An 18,173-nucleotide genomic window follows, 5' to 3' on the forward strand; every position below is an offset into this window, starting at 1 on the left:
GTTAAGCTCCGTCGGGGCCGGACCCGGCCTCGGTGTCGCGATAAATCTCGTCGTCTCCAATGTCGCCAACGGACGGCGGCGGCAGGTCGCGTCCCTCAGGCCGCTCATCACCCAGCGTCACGATCAGCGGCTCCGCTTCGGCGAGCGGCAGCGGCCACACGGTTTCCGGCTGATCGTTGCGAAGGGCGACGAAGCTCGCACCCAACAGAGCGCCGTCGATGTCGGTGGTGACGCCAATGCGGAACAATACGCCGGCGGTCGGCACGCCGGGCTCAAGGTCGAGCAGAAACTGCTCGCGCGGGGTTGGGACGACGATCTTCGCGGTCGGCTCGGTAGGATCACCTCGCCAAAACCGCATCGGTATGCCGTCGATACTGAACTGAAAGTGTTTGCCGGGATCTATGACACCCAGCCACTCGAACCCCTGCGTGCCCGCGGCCTGACTAATCCGGAAGCACCCGTAATTGTAGGCGCAGACCCCCAGCGTCCAATTGTCGTCTCCGATGGTCGGATCGAAACGATCGACTGCGCTACCGCGCCCCAAGGCTAGCAACTGAGCGACTTTCACCAGCCGCTCTGCGGTCAATTCCTGATAATATTCCCAAGGCCGCATCTGGTGTCCCCAATCAGCCTCACTTATCAGGCGAATGCGTAATTCTGTCAACCATATAGAATGATGTCAACCACCGCAGTGACGGACCCTGAAATCTGATGCGTATGGCGCGATTGGTCGTCAAACGCCGGATCGAACCGGCAACGTCCGCCTGCGAGAGGTAGCCGTTCGAACCGTCCTGCTGCTCCCTTTCTGAAGGCACTGGTATAAGCAACGTGCAAACTCGCGGCGGTGCATGCGCCCTTGCGGCCAAAGACGGTCGTAATCGGCGCGACGGAACGCAACTTACGTCCCTAATATCTCCTTGAGCCTCGCCGCCATCCGCTTACGCCGCGCGGTGAACCACGCGTCGAACCCGTCGAGGTCGTTGGGCACTGTCCCCAGCATGTGCCGATCGCAATAGTCGGCGTGCGCGGCCTTGGAGGGCTTGTGCTTTGCGAGCCAATCCGTCGGCAACGCCGCCAGCTTCTCCTTGTTGGTCGCTCCTTCGAGAAGCTGCAGATTCGGCAGCGCGTTGGCGTGCTCAGCCATTGCCTCGGCTTCATCTTCATCGAAGCCCGCCTTGGCCAGCTTCTTGGGCGTAAACCGCGAAATGGGAAAAACGTGATCGATGTGCATCTCGTGACGGAGGTCGACGAATGGGAACAGTAATGACAGCAGCGGCAACGTTGCGCGATCACCATAAGGGAGATGCAGGAGGTCATCGATCTCCGCCGCCTCAAACTTCAGCGACTTGCCACGCTTCTCCATCTCCGCCCCCAGCTGCTTGACCGGAAAATTGGCGGCGCCGTGCTTCTTGATCTGGTCCCTGAGCGCGGTCAGCAATACGTCTAGCCCGCTGCCCCAGATGCCTGACGACTTGAGCAGCGAGCGCACCAACCAGAAACGGATTTCTTCGCGGTCGGCGGCGAAGGAGGAGTGTGTGACGTAGTTGTCCGGCGCCTCGCGGCGATGGAGATAATAGGCGATCGGCAACAACGCGCTGTCCGCGCGCAACGTCTGCCCCGACAAGCCGAAGCTGTCGACCAGCATGACGGTCTGCCGCAGTGCGCGGTCGATCGCGGGCCAGCCCTTTTCCAGAGTTGCCATGTTGGCGGCGGTGAAGTTCTCTACCTTGAAGCCCACGCTCTTGATGTCGGCCAGCATCAGCCCGGCCTTGAGCACCCAGTCTTGCGAAAAGGCAAAGCGGCGGCCGGTAGTGTTGAGGCCAGCAACCAGCCCGTTAATCTCAGCGCGCGCATCCAGCTTCTTCCATTGCGCGGTCGCGATCGACAGCAGCAGGTTGGAATAGGATAGCGTCGTGCCGCCGGAGTTTAGTCGGACGAAGATATTGAGCACACGCTCGACGTCCTGCGATTTTTCTTCGTAAAAGTTAATCGACGGGTCAGTATGCACGACTGTTCGCAACCGGTCGGCGGCGCCGAACGCCAGCTTACGTCCCTCCTTGTCGAGCTCGAAATCTTCGATCATGTCGTGCAGCGCGGAGCCGTCAGTTAGCGACAGGATGCGCTCAACCGGGAACCAAGCTTCGTCCGTGGCACGTTCTACTTGTGCGTCGGTCAGGAACTTGAACTGCAAAATGGAGCCATCCTCAGCCGGGTCGCGCGGTGCAATCAAATTGAGGTGGAGCCGGCGCTTGGGGAAGGCGGCGTCATTGTTCCACCATCCCCCTCGCTGCTTGACCGCCATCGACCCGCGCAACCCAATATTGAGCGCCGTCAGCCGCTGTTGCCCATCCAGCACGGCGGTGACTGGATGCGAAGGCAACTTGCCTAGTTCTTTGCAGCGCGCAGCGTCGCGCTCGTGATAGTGGAGCATGAAGTCGTAGAATTGAAATTGCGTCGCCGTCTTCGGCTCGACTTTCCAAAATAGGAATGTACCAAACGGATACCCCTGCATAAGGCTGTCAAACAGCCGCTCAATCTGTTCAGCCTTCCAGACGAACTCGCGCTGGATTGCTGGCAACACGTAATCTTTCTTATAGATCGCGGCCAACGCGTCGGCGATCGTACCCCCGGATGTGTGCATGTTCGGACCTCTCCTGACGCGCCAGCATAGCCTCTGGCTGTTCAGGCGCCAGCCTGTCTCCATGATCTCGAGTGGCCCACACGCCAGTTGTTGATGCGTGAAGAAGGGGTAGGTGTCACCGAGGGGCGGGGACCCCCGAACTGATCGATCCAAACCGAATGGATGCGGCATTTATGACCGCAACTCTGGTTCGTGCGGCGTTGTCATGGAATTCGGGCTTTCGCCCTCGCCGCCATTGTTTCACACAAGCGTAAAATAAAGCAGGGGCAAAGCGTTGGCGGGACAGGCATCTATCAATCCGTTGAACGCGGTAGTCGTCGCCGTCTTCGGGAATCCCTGGGCGGCGATCTGGATTTCGCTCGGCATACTCATCTCGTGCGCGCTGATCATCATGCGCAACCGGCACCGATTCCACGTGCCGGTCACGCGCGCATTAAACGGCCGCCTCGCCGCGCTGGCGCCGATCGATGTCGCGGACGGCGCGGATGCCTCCCAGCAGGCGTTTGTCGACCATTTCAATGAAATTGAAGTTGCTATGGGTGCTGGCTCCGGCCGAAGTCAAGAATTGCAGCTGGCGTGGAAAGAGTTTCGCGAGACGATCCTTGACGAGACCGAGATCCCGATGCGCGCGACCGCTCGCGCAGATGGGTACTTTCTGCACTTGGGAGACGACACCCGCATTCTTGCCTGGTGGGCTAACATCTTCGTTGCGGTAGGACTTACCTTTACGTTCCTCGGCATCGTGGCGGCGCTGACCACTACTGTGATTGCCCTGCAGACCGGCCAGGGCAATAGCGCCATGACGGTCGCGCTCATCAAGCTACTCGAAATCACTTCAGTGAAGTTCTGGACGTCGATCGCGGGCGTGAGTGCGTCGATCTGGCTGCGTGCTGTTGATCGGCGCTGGCATGCCTCTACCCAAGGCAAACTCGAAAAGATCGTCGAACTGCTGGATCTAGGCACCCTATACCTGCCGACCCAGCGTATTGCCGCCCTGCAACTGCATGAGGCGCGCGAACAGACGGCAGCTATGAAGACGTTCAGCCACGATCTGGCGCTGGCCATCGGCGACAATCTGGAGCGGCAGATGGGACCGATGATCGGCGCGCTCGGCGGGATCCAGGCCAGCATCGACGATTTCAAGAGCGGCAGCTTCAACGAAATCGGGCGCGAGTTTGGCGAAGCGCTTAGTCGGCAGGCCGGTGGTGAAATGCAGGCGCTGGCCGGTGCCCTGACGACAATGACCGACCGGTTGGCCGGGGTGAACGACCGGCTGGAAGGTAGCAGCCAGGCCGCGAGCGACCAGATCGCCTCGGCGGCGCGAGACTTTCTCGCCGCTTCGGACAGTATTGGTCGGGCGTTCGCGACGCTCAACGATCGCATAGAGGGCATGGCTGACCGGATCGTGGAACAATCCGAAGCCGCATCGACGCGCGCAACGGCGCACGTGGCCGAGGAGCGTGCGGCGTATCAGGCTATCGCAGACGAACAACGTGGCACCATGCGCGCGATGGGCGAGGATATCCGGGCTGCCTCCACCACCGCTACGGGCGAACTGGTAACGGCCGTCCGCGAAGCCGTGCGACAGGCCACCGAAGAAAGCGGAGCCGGCGTCCGTGCCGCTCTTTCAAACTTCACCGACGCCAATGCCGGGATCCGCGCATCGTTCGACGAACTGCGCGGTCAGATCGCGGAAATGGGGACGGGGCTGCGAGATGGCGCGGCGGCTGCCGCCGAAAGGAACGCCGACGTCCTCGCACGGGCCGCCGAGGCGTTGGAACAGGGTACTCTGCGCGCGGCTTCCGGTATGGCGAACGCTATCGACACCGCCATTGGTAAGGCTGCTGAGGAAAGCACCCGCATCATGACCAAGGCATTTGCTGATTTCGGCGAGCGCTTCGAGGCGGCGAGTAGCGGGCTTGTAGCGACGCTGCGGACGACCGCAGGGCGAATGGAAGAACTCGCCACCAGCATCGAACGATCAGCTCGCGCATCCGACGACCACGCGACGCGTCTGACCCAGGTCGGTCAGGATACGCAGGGCGTTGCGGCAACGCTGACGCGCGCGGCGAACGATATGCAGGTCGCCGCCAATCCCATACGCCTCGCCAGCGAGATGATAGGCAACGCCACCGTCCGGACGGGAGATGCGCTTGAATCGCATGCGAGGTCAGCAGAGGCGCACCGGCAGGCGATCGATACGATCGGCGAGCGGCTCGGCAAGACGACGGACAGCGCGACGAAGGCATGGTCCGACTATCGCGAGCGGTTCGAAGGGGTCGATCGCGCGCTGGCGACGACGCTGGAGCAGATCAAATCGGCGTCCGCCGAACATGCGACGCATCTTAACGAAAAGGTCGGGAAGATCGATCTGGCGCTGGGCAACGCCGTGGATCGCTTGTCCGCCGCGCTCGAACCGTTGAACGAACTGGCCGGTCAGATCGACGACCTGATCGGTCGCATGCCGAAGGCTTCTTGAGGTGAGTGACGCACGCGGCGTGCGCCGAAGTCGCAGCGAGGAAGAAGAAGAGAGCTACTTCGTATCGATGGCCGATATGATGGTGGGCCTGGTTTTCATATTCCTTATCCTGCTCGTCTATTTTGCGCTCCAGTTCCGCCAGACCACGGACACGCTGACGGGAGCGGGACAGACGCGTACTGAGCTACTCCGCACGTTGGAACGCGACCTGAAAGCGAAGGGGCTGAAGGTCACGGTGGACACGCGCACGGGCGTGCTGCGACTGCCTGACAATATCCTATTCGAGACGGGCGCTTACGAACTCTCCCCTCAGGGGCAGCAGGCGGTTGCGATCGTGGCCGGGGAACTAGCGTCGGTGCTGCCGTGCTACACCGACACTCTCCCCGGTGGTCCGAAATGCACTGGCAAGATGGCAGCGCACCGGGTCGATTCGATCTTCATAGAGGGGCATACCGATCGTGTGCCGCTGACCGGCGGCGGCGCGGTGCGCAGCAACCTCGACCTTTCTGCGCTGCGCGCAACGCGCACCTTCCAAGCGATGATGGCGGCCGGTGGCGGACTGCCGATGCTGGTGAGCATCAACGAAACTGAACGGACGCCGATCTTCGGTGTGTCCGGTTACGGCGAGACTCGGCCCGTCCCAGACCGGTCGGGAAACGAAGCAGACGTTAATCGCCGCAATCGCCGGATCGACCTGCGGTTCCTTATGGTGACACCCCAAGGCGAAGAGGACGCCGCGTTGAGCCGCAGCCTGGTGGCGCAACGATGAGCTTCCTCAAGAACGGTTGCGATCCCGGCAAGGTCCGCCATGCTCATCTGCCGGAACGCAGCATGACCGAACGCGCCGCTGAGCGTCTCACCAATCGGCCTGCGACGAAGGCACGTGACGCCGAACCATGGGCATCAATCATTGAACGCGTCGACCTATCCGCGCCCGCTTTGTTGCGCGCGCGGGATGTCAAACGCCTGCTGCGCGATATGTGGGTCGAACAGGGCTGCGAAGGTGTCGAATGCAAGCTGCTGGACGATGGCGTCGGGCGGGATCGGACAAGCATCGATCGAGCGATCCTCGAAAGCTATCTCCTGCGCTTTCCTACATTGCACCCGGCCTTTTCGGACCTGCGCGGGGCGAGCCAATTCGTTGCCCGGCGTCGCGACTGGCCTTGGCATGCCCGCGGTGAAGACTTTCGGCTGTGGGACGAACAGGCCGGGCCGCAGCGGTTGGCGACTGCGTTATTGGCGACGGACCGCCCAGTGGAGGTTCTGCGTCGAGCAGGCCTCGACGGCGATCTAGCGACCGGTGCATTCGTTCGTCAGGCCGTTCGCTCCGCCTGCGCCGTGGCGGTAACCCAGACGGGGTCGACCGCTGTCGAGAGCGGCAACCGACTGATCGCCCTTGCATCAACGATCAGGGGTGCCGAGGGAATCGACGCCCTGCTGGCGCTGGCTCTGCTGGCGCCTTGGGTAGGATCAAGCCCTCCAGCGGAACACCAACAGAAAGTTACGACGCTGCTGATCGGTCGTATCGGCGATCCCAGGCTCGCGCCAGCGAGATGGTTGGCTTTAGCCGCCGAGTTGCAACTTCAGGGCATCGATTTCGCGATCGACGCTGTTTTTGCCGTGCTCCGTCGCTGGCTGGTGCAAGCAACCGTGCGCGAATTCTTCGCGGTCGTCGCGAAGACCACGGACCGCCGCGACCAGTGGAAAGATCGCACCGCCTTCTGGCTTGGCTACCTGGATGCCGGGTACATCACCGATGCATGGTTCGCATTCGGTAGTCAGGCGGAACGGGAAGCGCGACGGTTCATGAAGGATCAGAGCATGGCCTTCGCACGGATCGAAGGTGCGGGAGCCAGTGCCAATCAATCGGCGCTGTTGATGACGATCGGCGATGTGCGTGTTGCCGAATGGTCAGATAACGGATCATGCCGCTTCTGGCGTGTGTCTCGACCAAAGGCGCCGCCTATGTATCAGTCGGTCTATTTCGGCCTAGTACTGCGATCAATGGACGCAGAGCGGGGGTTTGAGCCGCTCCCGCATATGGGCAGCACTTGGCAGAATCGATTCGCCAAGCGAATTTATGACCGGACGGGTGTCGTGCACCCGTCCTACGGGCAGGGCTGGTAATGACGACCGTATCGGCATTCGAAGCGTCCCAGGACGACGGCAGCGAGCGGATCACCCTCGTGATATCGACGCCCTCCCGCATGCCATTCTCCAAGCCAACGCGCGCGATCGTCCCGTTCGACGACTGGGCGATGACCGCCCCCGATGCGGCCCGCGGCGCGGTGGCACGCGTCTTTCAGGCATGGGCCGATAACGAGCAGGGGGGCGACGGAAAGCCGTTCGTCGTACCAGAGGCGAATGCTGCACTGCTGCACCCCGCACTGGTCGCGTCACTAGCCGAACCGGAAGCGCTGGCGCTCGGCCTGCCCCCCGTCGCCCGGCTATCGCTCAACATCCAGTCGATCGGAGTCGCGCATCAGCCCGATTTCCGCGTCGAAACGCGCTGGACTCGGCCCAATGGTCTGCCGGCCGCAGTCCGGGTCGATGGTGCCCGCGTCAGGTCTGAGGGCAAGGACTGGCGCGTCGCCGAACCGATCTGGTCAACGCTTGAGGCCGCCGCGCTGTTGAACGCGACCACCGACGATGCCGCTAGGCAAAGCGCGTTGGCGGGCCTGCGACAGGCGATCGGTGACGACGATCGTCGTCATGTCCGCGCCGATGGATTCATCGAGCGGCTGCGGCTCAGCTATGCGTCGGGTTTTTCGCTGGCGTTGAGGCCTGACGCCAACGGTTTCGACTTCGATCCGGTTCTGTTCAGCCCCGAACGGCTGAGCGAGGCCGAGGACGGCACGATCATCGACGAGGTCGCCGATGGTCTGCTTCCGCCCGCACAGCAGGCCTCGTTCGCGAAGCGGTTCCGGCGTAGCGACGGAAGCCGACGCGCGTTCCTGCTAGAAGACGGGTCGATTCTGTTTCTCGACCCAGCCTTGCAACGCGCGCTCGCCGTGGTGCGTGAAGCACAGGCCGGCGGCGCGGAGGCGCGACGGGCGTTCGCCCGGAACCCCCAGCGCCGTATAGCGGAAGTTCTCGCGCTGGAGGACAGCGACGCGGCGGCACCGCTGTTCGTAGAGACGCAACAATTCTCCGAGCGCGTCTCCGGAATCGACATCTGGCGCAAGCCGGTGCTTCCATGGGTTAAGCCCAAGCCGAACAGCTGGTTGCCTGAGGCATTCGGTCTTCGCATCGGTGATCCACCCGATGCGACCATGCTTGAAATCCCGCCCGCCCGTGTCGAGGAAGCGTTGGACGCGGTCGAACAGGCGGTGCGAGAGGAGCGCGCGACGTTCACGTTCGACACGCAGGACGTTCCCGCGACCGAGCAGACACGGGCAGCGTTGAGCGATCTCAAAGGTTTGATCGACGCGGCCCGCAGCTCAACTGACGACGAAACGGTACCAGCGGACGTACCGCCGGATGGCCGCCGCTATTTCTTGCAGGTGCGCGACAACCTTGAGGATGTCGCCTATGCGCCGCTCGCCGCGGCCGCCCCGGCCGCTGAAACCCCGCCGCCGGCCTTCCCCGCCTCCGTGCGATCGGGTCCCAAGCCGCATCAGGTTGAGGGATTCGCTTGGTTGGTCGCGTGCTGGCGCAGCGGGCTGCCTGGCGTGATGCTCGCTGATGATATGGGCCTGGGAAAGACCTTTCAGGCGCTGGCGTTCCTCGCTTGGCTGCGCGAACAGCAGGACACGTCCAAACCCGTATTGATCGTCGCGCCAACCGGATTGCTCGCCAACTGGCGTGCCGAAATCGAGCGTCATCTCGCACCCGGTGCGCTTGGCGGGATCGTCAACGCCTATGGCGATACGTTACGAAGGATGCGCAGCGGCACGGGCCGCGATATCGAATCGGGCAACTCCGGCATCGATGTTGATGGATGGGGCAAGGCCGGCATCGTCCTGACGACGTTCGAAACGATGCGCGACTATCATCTGAGCTTCGCGCGGGTGCCGTTCGCAACGATCCTCTATGACGAGGTGCAGAAGCTCAAGAACCCAGCCAGCCAGATGACCCGCGCGGCGAAGACGCTGAACGCGCGCTTTCAAATCGCTATGACCGGGACGCCAGTCGAGAACCGGTTGCAGGATCTGTGGTCGGTGTTTGATGTCGTTCATCCCGGCCTGCTCGGATCAAGCAAGGCGTTCGAGGAGAGCTACCCGGCGACCGAACCCGACCGACTGCGCGCGCTGCATGGCATTCTCACCGACCCGCAGGACGGACGGCCACCGCTGCTGCTGCGGCGGATGAAGGACGACTGCCTCGAAGGGCTGCCGGCCAAGCACATCACGGCGCTGCCGTTGGCGATGCCGCCGGCCCAGGCCGCTGCATACGACGCCGTAATCCAGCGCGCGATGATCGCCAAGGGAACCGGCAAACCCGGCCATATGCTGGAAATCCTGCACATGCTGCGCGGAGTGTCGCTGCATCCGATCGCACCTGAAGCCGCAAGCCATAGCTATCTCGTCGAGTCGGCCCGGTTGCGCGCCACGCTCGATGTGCTGGATCGTGTTCACACTGCCGGCGAGAAGGCGCTAGTCTTCTGCGAGAGTCTAGCAATGCAAGCGTTGCTCGCGGTCGAGTTCCGGCGTCGCTACAAGCTGGAGCACGACGTCGCGCGGATCCACGGCGGCGTTGCCGGCGACGCCCGGCAAACCGCCGTCGATGCTTTCCAGCGGCGGGCGCCCGGTTTCGACGTTATGATACTATCGCCAAAGGCCGGCGGAGTGGGCATCACGCTGACGGCTGCCAATCACGTCATCCACCTGTCGCGCTGGTGGAACCCGGCCGTTGAGGATCAAGCGACCGACCGGGCTTATCGCATCGGTCAGATGCGTGACGTCCATGTCTACCTGCCGCAGTCGGTCCATCCCGATCCGGCGATCGGCCCGATGAGCTTCGACTTGAAGCTCGATGCGTTGATGCGCCGAAAGCGCGACCTCAGCCGCGGTTTACTTCTGCCGGGCGAGAACGAGAGCGATGCATCGTCATTGTTCGATGCTGTGCTTGGCGGGGCAGAGGATGCCGACGATGTTTCAACGCCGGTGCCGGAAGTACCCGCCGACTTAGCCACGGCAGTGACACCCGAACCTGTACCGAAGGTCGCTCCATCGCGGCCGACCCTCTCATCTCGGCCCATTGAACCTGCGCCACCCGCGCCTTTAGTTAGTTATCCGTCTCGGGTGTCGTTTCAGCCCAGCGTCCGGCGCACCTTCGAAATCTTCGAAAAGCCTGTCGCCGATCGACCGGTCGCCGAATTGTCTATCCGCGATCCCTATGGCTGCGCCGACGGACGTAACCGGCAATGCCTTGTCGATTTTATGGCGATGATCGTGCGGGCCGCGCGCCAAGTATCGGAGATCACCGTAGTCAGTTTCGACGCTGATAGTGTCGATCGCTACGCCAACGAAAGTTCGCTGCAGCAGTACGATGATCTTCAACACCGCTGGAGGCGCGTGATGCCGGGCGGGCCCTCGCTACGCCACATCCAGCTCTCGCGGCGACAAAGCCGCAGTTTTCATGACCGGTCAGTAAAGGCTCGATCGACAAACGGCGCAGAGATCATCTGGGATGTGTCGAATGGCATCGACGGCGTGATGATGCCGGGTAAAGAATGTACCGTGCATGTGACCGTAACGTGACACAATGGTATACATTCGGTCCCTGAACGTCGAAGCACAATCGCCAGAGTGAGCCTGACATTTGTTTCGGATCGGCGAGGAACGCGACCCGGTCTAGCAGTCAACCGGCGCAACCCGTAATGTGATTGAGACGGCTTTCGCCGCCGCTTTTCGGGGGAGGCGCCCGATCCTCACCGCTGGACAAGGTCCCGATCTTGTTCGACGCTCAGCCCATGACGACTTCGAGAACAGCAACGGTGGCGATCCCCGCACCCATTCTTACTCAGCTGGACAGCCGCGACGTAGCGTTGTGGCTGTCCGGCGACGGGGCTTCGGACCCAGAGAATGCGGTAGTCGTAGCGCGGCTTCCCTGGAGTGTTGTCCTGTCGGATCGTTCCGACGAGGGGTTCCTCAGCGGTCTAGAAGGGCCTGAGCCTATTGACGATCCGCTGGTGCGCCGCCGCGGCCTTCTGCATATCGTGGACACCGACCCCGCGGACGTGCTCCTGCCGCCCCGACACCTTGCGGTGCTGCTGCTTAATGGCAGGAGCGGACAGCGCAAAACCGGCTTGGCCGCGATTACTCGGCGGCTGACCATGCTGCAGGAGTTGCGCAAGCGATCGGTGCGGCAGCTCGTCGTTGTCAGCTCGGGAGTCTTCGCGATCCCGGCCGGTCTCACCGATCTTTGGGAAGACGGCTTTCGGACAGTGGTCACCTTCGTCACCGATGACCCGGTGGCGGGCGAGGTGGTCAATCAATGGCGGGCCGAGCACACAGCCAGCAGCGTCGCTGTAGTTGAAGCTTCGCTGCAGCAGTTCGCCGAAGCGATCCAGCGTGAATATCTGCTGGGTCGAGACGGCTCCCTTGTCGTTCGGATGCGAAACGAGAAGGGAGGCCTGCGCAACGTCGATGTCGGACGCATCGACGATCCGCAGCGGCCGGTCCTGTCGTCCTTCGACTTGATCGGAACCGACGCGCTGACACCTATCCTCCCCGAAGATCTGACTGCTGGCGAAGTTGAGGGTTTCTTCGCTGATCCCGCAGGGTCATGGCGCCCATACGCGGCGGGCCTGCCGTGGCAACGTGACCCGCGGACTTGGGAGACGCTCCGCAACCGACTTCGAACGCTCGACAGGACCGGCGTTGAGGCCAATCGCATCCTATATGTCAGCACCGAGCCAGGAGCGGGCGCAACGACGTTCGTGCGTGATCTCGGCTGGAGGGCGGCGGCGGCGGGCTACCCAACCTTGGTGGCGCGACGAAGCCCATCCTCGCCGTCAGGGCTTGAGGTGTCTGGCCTGCTGACGAGACTGATCGGCGCTGATCGTCCGCAGCACGAGGTCGGTCGCCTATACGAAGTTCCATGTGTCCTGATTTTCGACCAGAGCGATTGGGCCGGCAGGCACAACGAGCTGCTAAACTTCGCCCGCGAGATCGCGCGCAGCGGTCGCCGGGTCTGCATAGTGCTTCCGATGGGACCACAGGTCGGGATCGACGTCCTGAGCGACTCTAGGTTCGTTGAGCTGGCGATCCTCTCCCACCGCGTCGAGGCGCCGGATGCGCTGAGGCTCGGTGCTCATCTGAACCGCTTCCTCGCCCCCCACAATTCAGCGCGAACCTCGCAGGAATGGCAAGCGTTTTTCAACGCGTCTGCCGTCCAAGACACGCGGGGCGTCGCCGCCTTCTGGATCGTCCTCTCGTTCTGGCTTCAGCGTCAGATTGATCTCAACGAGACTGTCGAATCGCGCGTGTACCGTGCGTTCCGCGACCAGACGGCCGATGCCGAACTCAAGTCCGCGTTGCTGCGAATCGCGGCATTCAGCACCGTCCGCGAACCGCTTCCCGACGAGCTACTCCCTGATACCGATGGCTGGCCGATCGCAGACCGGATCGAGGATTCCCGTAAAGAGCTCGGGGTGCTTGGTCTGATCCGGGTGCGGGGCGAGACGAGTCGCTACTGGGCGATGGCGCACAACCTACTTGGGCGATTTGTGATCAACGGGCTGTTCAACGACTATGCCACGCGCGAGGCGCTCGGCTTCGCGTCGGCGACCACGTCGGAGCATCTCCGCTTCATGCTGCTGCGAGAAATCTCGGCTCAGCCGGTGCTGCAGCAGGCGCACCTAAGAGAAGTCGCCGACGCCTTCGCGATCTCGATCTTCAAGATCGATCCCGGCCATGGGCACGGCTCGTTCATGATCTTCTGGCGGGAGGTTCTGGATGCGCTCGACCAGATGCCGCGATCGCTGCGCGCGACAAGCAGGACCTTCCTCCACCATTGCGCGATCTCCCGCAGGCGCATCGCCGCCGATGGCGAAGGCTTCATGCTGTCGAGTGCCGAAAGGGTCGAGCTGCTCAATCGCGCGACCGACGACTTGCGGACTGCCCTCCGGCTCGATGCCAGCACTGGCGGCGAGTCCGATATCAACCTCTTTAATTCGCTCGCGCACGCACTGCACGACCTGGCCGAGGCTCAGGCGGACGCGGGCTGCGACGAGGAGCTGATCCGATCCACTCGGATGGCGGCGCAGGAGGCGACACGTGAGGCGTATTCGCTCAACCCCGACAATTCCTTCGTAGCTGAGACATACGGCCGCGCCCTGCTCGCCCAGGGCGCGGCTAATGAAGAGCTAGCGGCCGAACGCGCCCTCGAGGTCCTCGCGCTTGTATACGGGCTTATGGACCGACCGGGGTCCGAGCCGCGCCGCAACGCTTTGGGTCGCCTTGCCGAACGGGCGTTCAGCCTGCTGCTGAAGAGCGGCGGACCGGAGAAGGCTGATCTGGGAACAGAGCTTGGCGCGATCGCGGTGGCTCTCGCGAGGCTGGGCGCTGGCGTGGGCCGGTTGCAAGGCTCATCTCTGGCGGACTTGCCGGCCGCCAATCGCGCTTCCGCCGCCATGGTTCTGGCCGAACCGATCTTGAACGGCAACGTCCAGGCGGTGAAGCTGCGCTATCTGCTCATATGCATCGATCGTCCGTTGGACTTCCTGCTGCAGCTCAATCTGCTTCAGTCGCTGAGCGCGAGTGGACCAGCCTTCACGCCCCAAATGCAACTCGAAATGGCGCTGCTGATGTTCCAGCTGGACCGTGCGAACGAAGGTGACAATCAGTTCCGTCAGCTCAGGTCGTTGTGGCGCCGTGGTGAACATTTCGTCGAAGTTCCGCAGAGGCTGCACTGGCTGCTCGACGCGTCCGGGGCGGAACGCCGCCAGGTCCGTGCGCGCGTTGCGACCAACGCCGAGGGCCGGGCGTTCGCGAAGGTCTCGGAGCTCAGAGGCGTCGAGGCCCCTTTTCGGCCCGCGGAATTCGGTCAGGTCAGGCTTGCGCCGGGGTCGGAATTGGCGGGATACATCTCCTTCGGTCACAACGGGCCGCTGCTCAGGCCGCTTACGGCGGCGCGGCGGTGAGCGGAACAGTCGAGCGCTACGCCGGTCCGTTGGGTTGGAATCTGGCGCGCAACAACGTGATTGTCGAAGGCACCTCCGACGTCGCGTATCTGACCCGCGCGTCCGAGCTTCATGCGGCCGAGCGAGGCAGGCATCTTCTGGACGGTGACCTCGCCATCGTGGCGTCGGGACAGGGCGATGATGGCGGAGTCGATGGCGTTAATCGGCGACTGAACTTCTTCTGGCAGCTAGCCGAGGGCGAAAGGGACGCGAACGGGGCATTACTATACCGGTTCATCGGGCTGTTCGATAAGGATGCCGCTGGCAGAAGTGCGTTCGCGGTGGCTTCGAGGTTCGACAGGCGGATACAGCCGTACGTCGATATCTTCCTGCTTCACCCAGTAATGCCGGTTTTCACACCTGGATACGACCGATCGATGGAGATTGCGCAGGTCAACGTGCCGTTTGGCCGCATCGACTGGGAGATCGAGGATCTCTGCTCGGAGAGGATATGGGCAACCTTTACGGCTGAACATCCAGATGCCGTGATTTCCAACCACGTTGCCGGTGGTCGTAGACACCGCGAACTGCTCCCGGACAGAAAGCCCCAGCTGAGGCGGATATTCCTGGAACAGGCCACGTTCGCCGACGCATCTGGCTTCATCGGCCTCTTGCGCATGCTTCGCCTCTACCTGGGACTCCAGCACGATTTCGTTGACACCTAGGCATTCAGCGGTTCTCATCCGAAGGCGACGTCGCCAGCCGGCCCCCATGCACAAGTGAAAACTGCGCGGATGCGCCGGATCGGCAGCTATGCCCGCTATCCTCTGACCGGACGGTCTCCTGCCGGCCTATTATCAGTCCCTTCGAACCAATATTCGCCAATGATCTGAGTGCCCATCTTTGTCCCCTGTGGGGCACCATTTGTTCTTCCCGAGATGTCTCCGGAGGATCGACAAAACCCTGAATTTCCGCCATAAAAGGGCTTCACCGATCCCGGGATGTCTCAGGCGATTTCAGACCATCCGGGGCCATATGGTGCCACGAGCGAGGCCATGATGGCCTTGATGAAATTTGATGGCACCACGGCTCCGCCAGGTCTTCGACGAGCGTCCCTTGGGGTCAGTCGAGGAGACTCATCATGCCGCTCAAGGACGTCCAAATCCGAAGTCTTCGTCCGACGGACAAGATTTTTCAGTGCGCGGACGAAGGCGGCCTTTACCTCGAGGTCCATCCCAACGGATCGCGGCTATGGCGCTACAAGTATCGGTTCATCGGCAAGCAGAAGCGGCTGGCGCTGGGACGCTACCCTGAGATCGGCCTCGCCGACGCTCGCCGTCGTCGAGACGCCGCCCGGCGGACATTGGAGGCTGGCCACGATCCGCTGGCAGAGCGCAAGCACGACAAACTGGTTGCGGCTTTCAAAGCGGCAAACACTTTTGGCGATATAGCCAGAGAATATATCGACAAGATGGTTGCGGAGGGTCGGGCAGGCACAACCACTACCAAGGCAAATTGGCTGCTGGAGCAGTTGGAGCCAATCGCCGCTCGGCCTGCGGCCGACCTCAAGCCGCTCGACGTCCTCGCTGCCCTCAAGCGGATCGAGGCGAAGGGCAAGCACGAGACTGCGCGCCGGTGCCGCTCATTTGCCAGCCGCATCTTCCGTTACGCCGTTGCGACAGGGCGCGGCGAAACCGACCCAACAAGCCTCCTGCGTGGCGCACTCGTCGTGCCAAAAGTCACCCATCACGCCGCGATCCTCGACCCTAGAGGCGTCGGCGAGCTTCTTCGCGCGATCGACAGCTATTCCGGTCACACAGTGACCCGGATCGCAATGCAACTCGCGCCGCATTTGATGGCGCGCCCGGGAGAACTGAGACTGGCTAAGTGGCCGGAGTTCGATCTTGAAAACGCCGTTTGGCAAGTTCCAGCAGAACGCATGAAGATGCGTAGAATGCACGAGGTTCCGTTATCTCGACAGGTGCTGAGCTATTTGCACGAATTGCTTCCGCTTACCGGGCCGGACGGCTTCGTATTCCCCTGCATTTCACACATCACTACGTCCCCTAAGCGAGAACACTGTCAATCAGGCATTTCGTCGGATGGGCTACGGGCTGGGTGAAGTGACGCCACACGGTCTACGGACCACAGCATCGACGCTGCTCAACGAGAGCGGTCGCTGGAGTCCGGATGCTATCGAACGGTCTCTCGCCCACGCCGACGCGAACAGCATTCGAGCCATCTACAATCGGGGTCGCTATTGGGACGAACGGGTGGCGATGCACCAGTGGTGGAGCGATCATCTGGATCAGCTCCGCGAAGGGTCTACGCAAACGGAACCGCACGGCGCGCTATTAGCCTGCGCTTGAAGTCCGCGTCCGCGAAAAGCCTTTGAACCTGCAGTGCCGTTGACTTATCAATCGACGGTCACCCGAGCGGGGTGTAAGCGTCCGGTGAGGGTGTGGGCTTAGGCTGGGCGGTAGTTCCAGGGCAGCAGGTCGGCAACGCGGCGGGCAGGATGGTCGGCGATGCGGGCGATGGTATCGGTCAGCCAAGCTTCGGGATCGACGCCGTTGAGCTTGGCTGTCTCGACGAGGCTGTAGATGCTGGCGGCACGGTGGCCGCCCTGGTCGGAGCCTGCGAACATCCAATTCTTGCGACCGATGGCGATGCCGCGCAGCGAGCGCTCGGCCGCGTTGTTGTCGATCTCAAGCCGACCGTCGGCGATGTAGCAGGTGAGCGCCGACCAGCGCGCAAGCGCGTAGCGGATGCCGACCGCGAGGTCGGAGCGCCTGGACAGCTTGGGGCCGGTCACGTCGAGCCACTGGCGGAACGCATCCAGCAGCGGACCCGCCCTGGCCTGACGCTCGCGTCGTCGCTCGTCCGGCGGTCTGCCGGACGTCGCCCTCGACTGCATACAGCCCAGCGATGTGGTCCAGCGCCTGACGCGCGGTGGCGGAGCCGGTGGCAGCGTGAATATCGAAGAACTTGCGGCGGACGTGCGCCCAACAGGCGACCTCGGCAATGCGCTCGCCGTAGAGCCGGTCGAACCCGGCATAGCCATCGGCATGAAGATCACCCCGGAACCGGGCGAGATGCATCGTGGGGCGCTCCGCCTTGCGATCGGGTGCATAGCGGAACAGCACAGCCGGGGGCGCATCGCCGGCATAACCGCGCTCGTCACGAACATAGGTCCAGAGCCGACCGGTCCTGGTGCGACCCGCGCCGCGCGCGAGCACCGGCACAGGCGTGTCGTCGGCATGCAGCGTAGAGCCGCTCATCACGTGCCGTTCGAGCGCGTCGACCAGCGGGTCGAGGAGCCTGGCCGAGCGCCCCACCCAATCGGCCAGCGTGGAGCGGGCGAGATCGACGCCTTGCCGGGCATAGATGCCCGACTGGCGATAGAGCGGGAGGTGGTCGGCGTACTTGGACACCAGCACATGCGCGAGCAGCCCGGCACCGGGACGGCCGCGCTCGATCGGCATGGAGGGCATAGGCATCTGGACGATGCGCTTACACGCGCGGCAGCTGAGACGTGGTCGGACGTGGCGCACGACGCGGAACGAGGCCGGGACGTAGTCGAGCTGCTCGGTTACGTCCTCGCCCATGCGCCGCATGGCACCGCCGCAATCGGGACACACGCAAGACGGCTCGTGCAAAACCTCCTCGCGCGGCAGATGCTCCGGAAGCGGCTGGCGATGTGGCTTGGCGGCGTCGCGAGCACGCGCAACCGCGGGCGGGATCTTGGCCGCCGCTTCGGCTTCGGCCTCTTCCAGTCCGAGTTCCAGCTGGTCGGCTTCGCGGGTAAGGCGCTCGGACGAGCGGCCAAACGCCATGCGCCGGAGCCGGGCGACCTGCATGCGAAGCTGTTCCAGCTCTGCGTCCGCGACGACGAGCATGGTCTTGAGCAGCTCCACGTCGTTGGGCAGCGAGGCGGCATCGAGCAACACGATCGCTTATACCAGAGCGGCATCGCCCATGCACGT

At 62.9% G+C, this 18,173-nt stretch carries 10 protein-coding genes and 1 pseudogene; 8 read left to right on the forward strand and 3 right to left on the reverse strand.

Features of this window, described 5'->3' with window-relative positions:
* Position 1: 1 nt before the first annotated feature.
* Both VF643_RS14375 and VF643_RS14380 read right to left on the reverse strand, forming a co-directional pair.
* Positions 2-613, reverse strand: coding sequence for a hypothetical protein (locus VF643_RS14375; protein ID WP_331044070.1), 612 nt, complete (start codon positions 611-613; stop codon positions 2-4).
* Positions 614-898: 285 nt separating this feature from the next.
* Positions 899-2,608: a DUF262 domain-containing protein gene (locus tag VF643_RS14380; RefSeq protein WP_331044071.1), complete on the reverse strand. Its 1,710-nt coding sequence runs from the start codon at positions 2,606-2,608 to the stop codon at positions 899-901.
* Positions 2,609-2,942: 334 nt separating this feature from the next.
* On the opposite strand from VF643_RS14380, the gene VF643_RS14385 reads away from it, so the two are divergent.
* From VF643_RS14385 to VF643_RS16165, 8 genes are all read left to right on the forward strand, one after another.
* The gene (locus VF643_RS14385; protein ID WP_331044072.1) at positions 2,943-5,120 is read left to right on the forward strand and encodes a hypothetical protein; all 2,178 of its coding nucleotides are present in this window, start codon (positions 2,943-2,945) and stop codon (positions 5,118-5,120) included.
* Between the two features lies 1 nt (position 5,121).
* On the forward strand, positions 5,122-5,889 hold the full coding sequence (locus VF643_RS14390) for an OmpA family protein (protein ID WP_331044073.1): 768 nt from the start codon (positions 5,122-5,124) through the stop codon (positions 5,887-5,889).
* On the forward strand, positions 5,886-7,247 hold the full coding sequence (locus tag VF643_RS14395) for an EH signature domain-containing protein (RefSeq protein WP_331044074.1): 1,362 nt from the start codon (positions 5,886-5,888) through the stop codon (positions 7,245-7,247). Before VF643_RS14390 ends, VF643_RS14395 begins: the two co-directional genes overlap by 4 nt.
* 131 nt (positions 7,248-7,378) lie before the next feature.
* Positions 7,379-10,822, forward strand: coding sequence for a DEAD/DEAH box helicase (locus VF643_RS14400; protein ID WP_331044075.1), 3,444 nt, complete (start codon positions 7,379-7,381; stop codon positions 10,820-10,822).
* 194 nt (positions 10,823-11,016) lie between these two features.
* Entirely contained in the window at positions 11,017-14,208 is a 3,192-nt protein-coding gene (locus tag VF643_RS14405; RefSeq protein WP_331044076.1) for a hypothetical protein, read from the forward strand.
* Complete coding sequence (locus VF643_RS14410; protein ID WP_331044077.1) at positions 14,205-14,912, forward strand: hypothetical protein; 708 nt, start codon at positions 14,205-14,207, stop codon at positions 14,910-14,912. The genes VF643_RS14405 and VF643_RS14410 overlap by 4 nt, the downstream gene beginning before the upstream one ends.
* 416 nt (positions 14,913-15,328) lie before the next feature.
* Positions 15,329-16,309 (forward strand): tyrosine-type recombinase/integrase, encoded by a 981-nt coding sequence (locus VF643_RS14415; RefSeq protein WP_414713871.1) that lies wholly within the window; start codon positions 15,329-15,331, stop codon positions 16,307-16,309.
* The gene (locus VF643_RS16165; RefSeq protein ID WP_414713872.1) at positions 16,290-16,556 is read left to right on the forward strand and encodes a tyrosine-type recombinase/integrase; all 267 of its coding nucleotides are present in this window, start codon (positions 16,290-16,292) and stop codon (positions 16,554-16,556) included. Before VF643_RS14415 ends, VF643_RS16165 begins: the two co-directional genes overlap by 20 nt.
* Before the next feature lie 98 nt (positions 16,557-16,654).
* On the opposite strand, the pseudogene tnpC reads toward VF643_RS16165, so the two are convergent.
* Positions 16,655-18,086 (reverse strand): annotated as a pseudogene (gene tnpC / locus VF643_RS14420) (IS66 family transposase).
* Positions 18,087-18,173 lie beyond the last annotated feature (87 nt).

The sequence above is a fragment of the Sphingomonas sp. genome (assembly GCF_036387595.1).
Taxonomy (GTDB): Bacteria; Pseudomonadota; Alphaproteobacteria; order Sphingomonadales; family Sphingomonadaceae; genus Sphingomonas.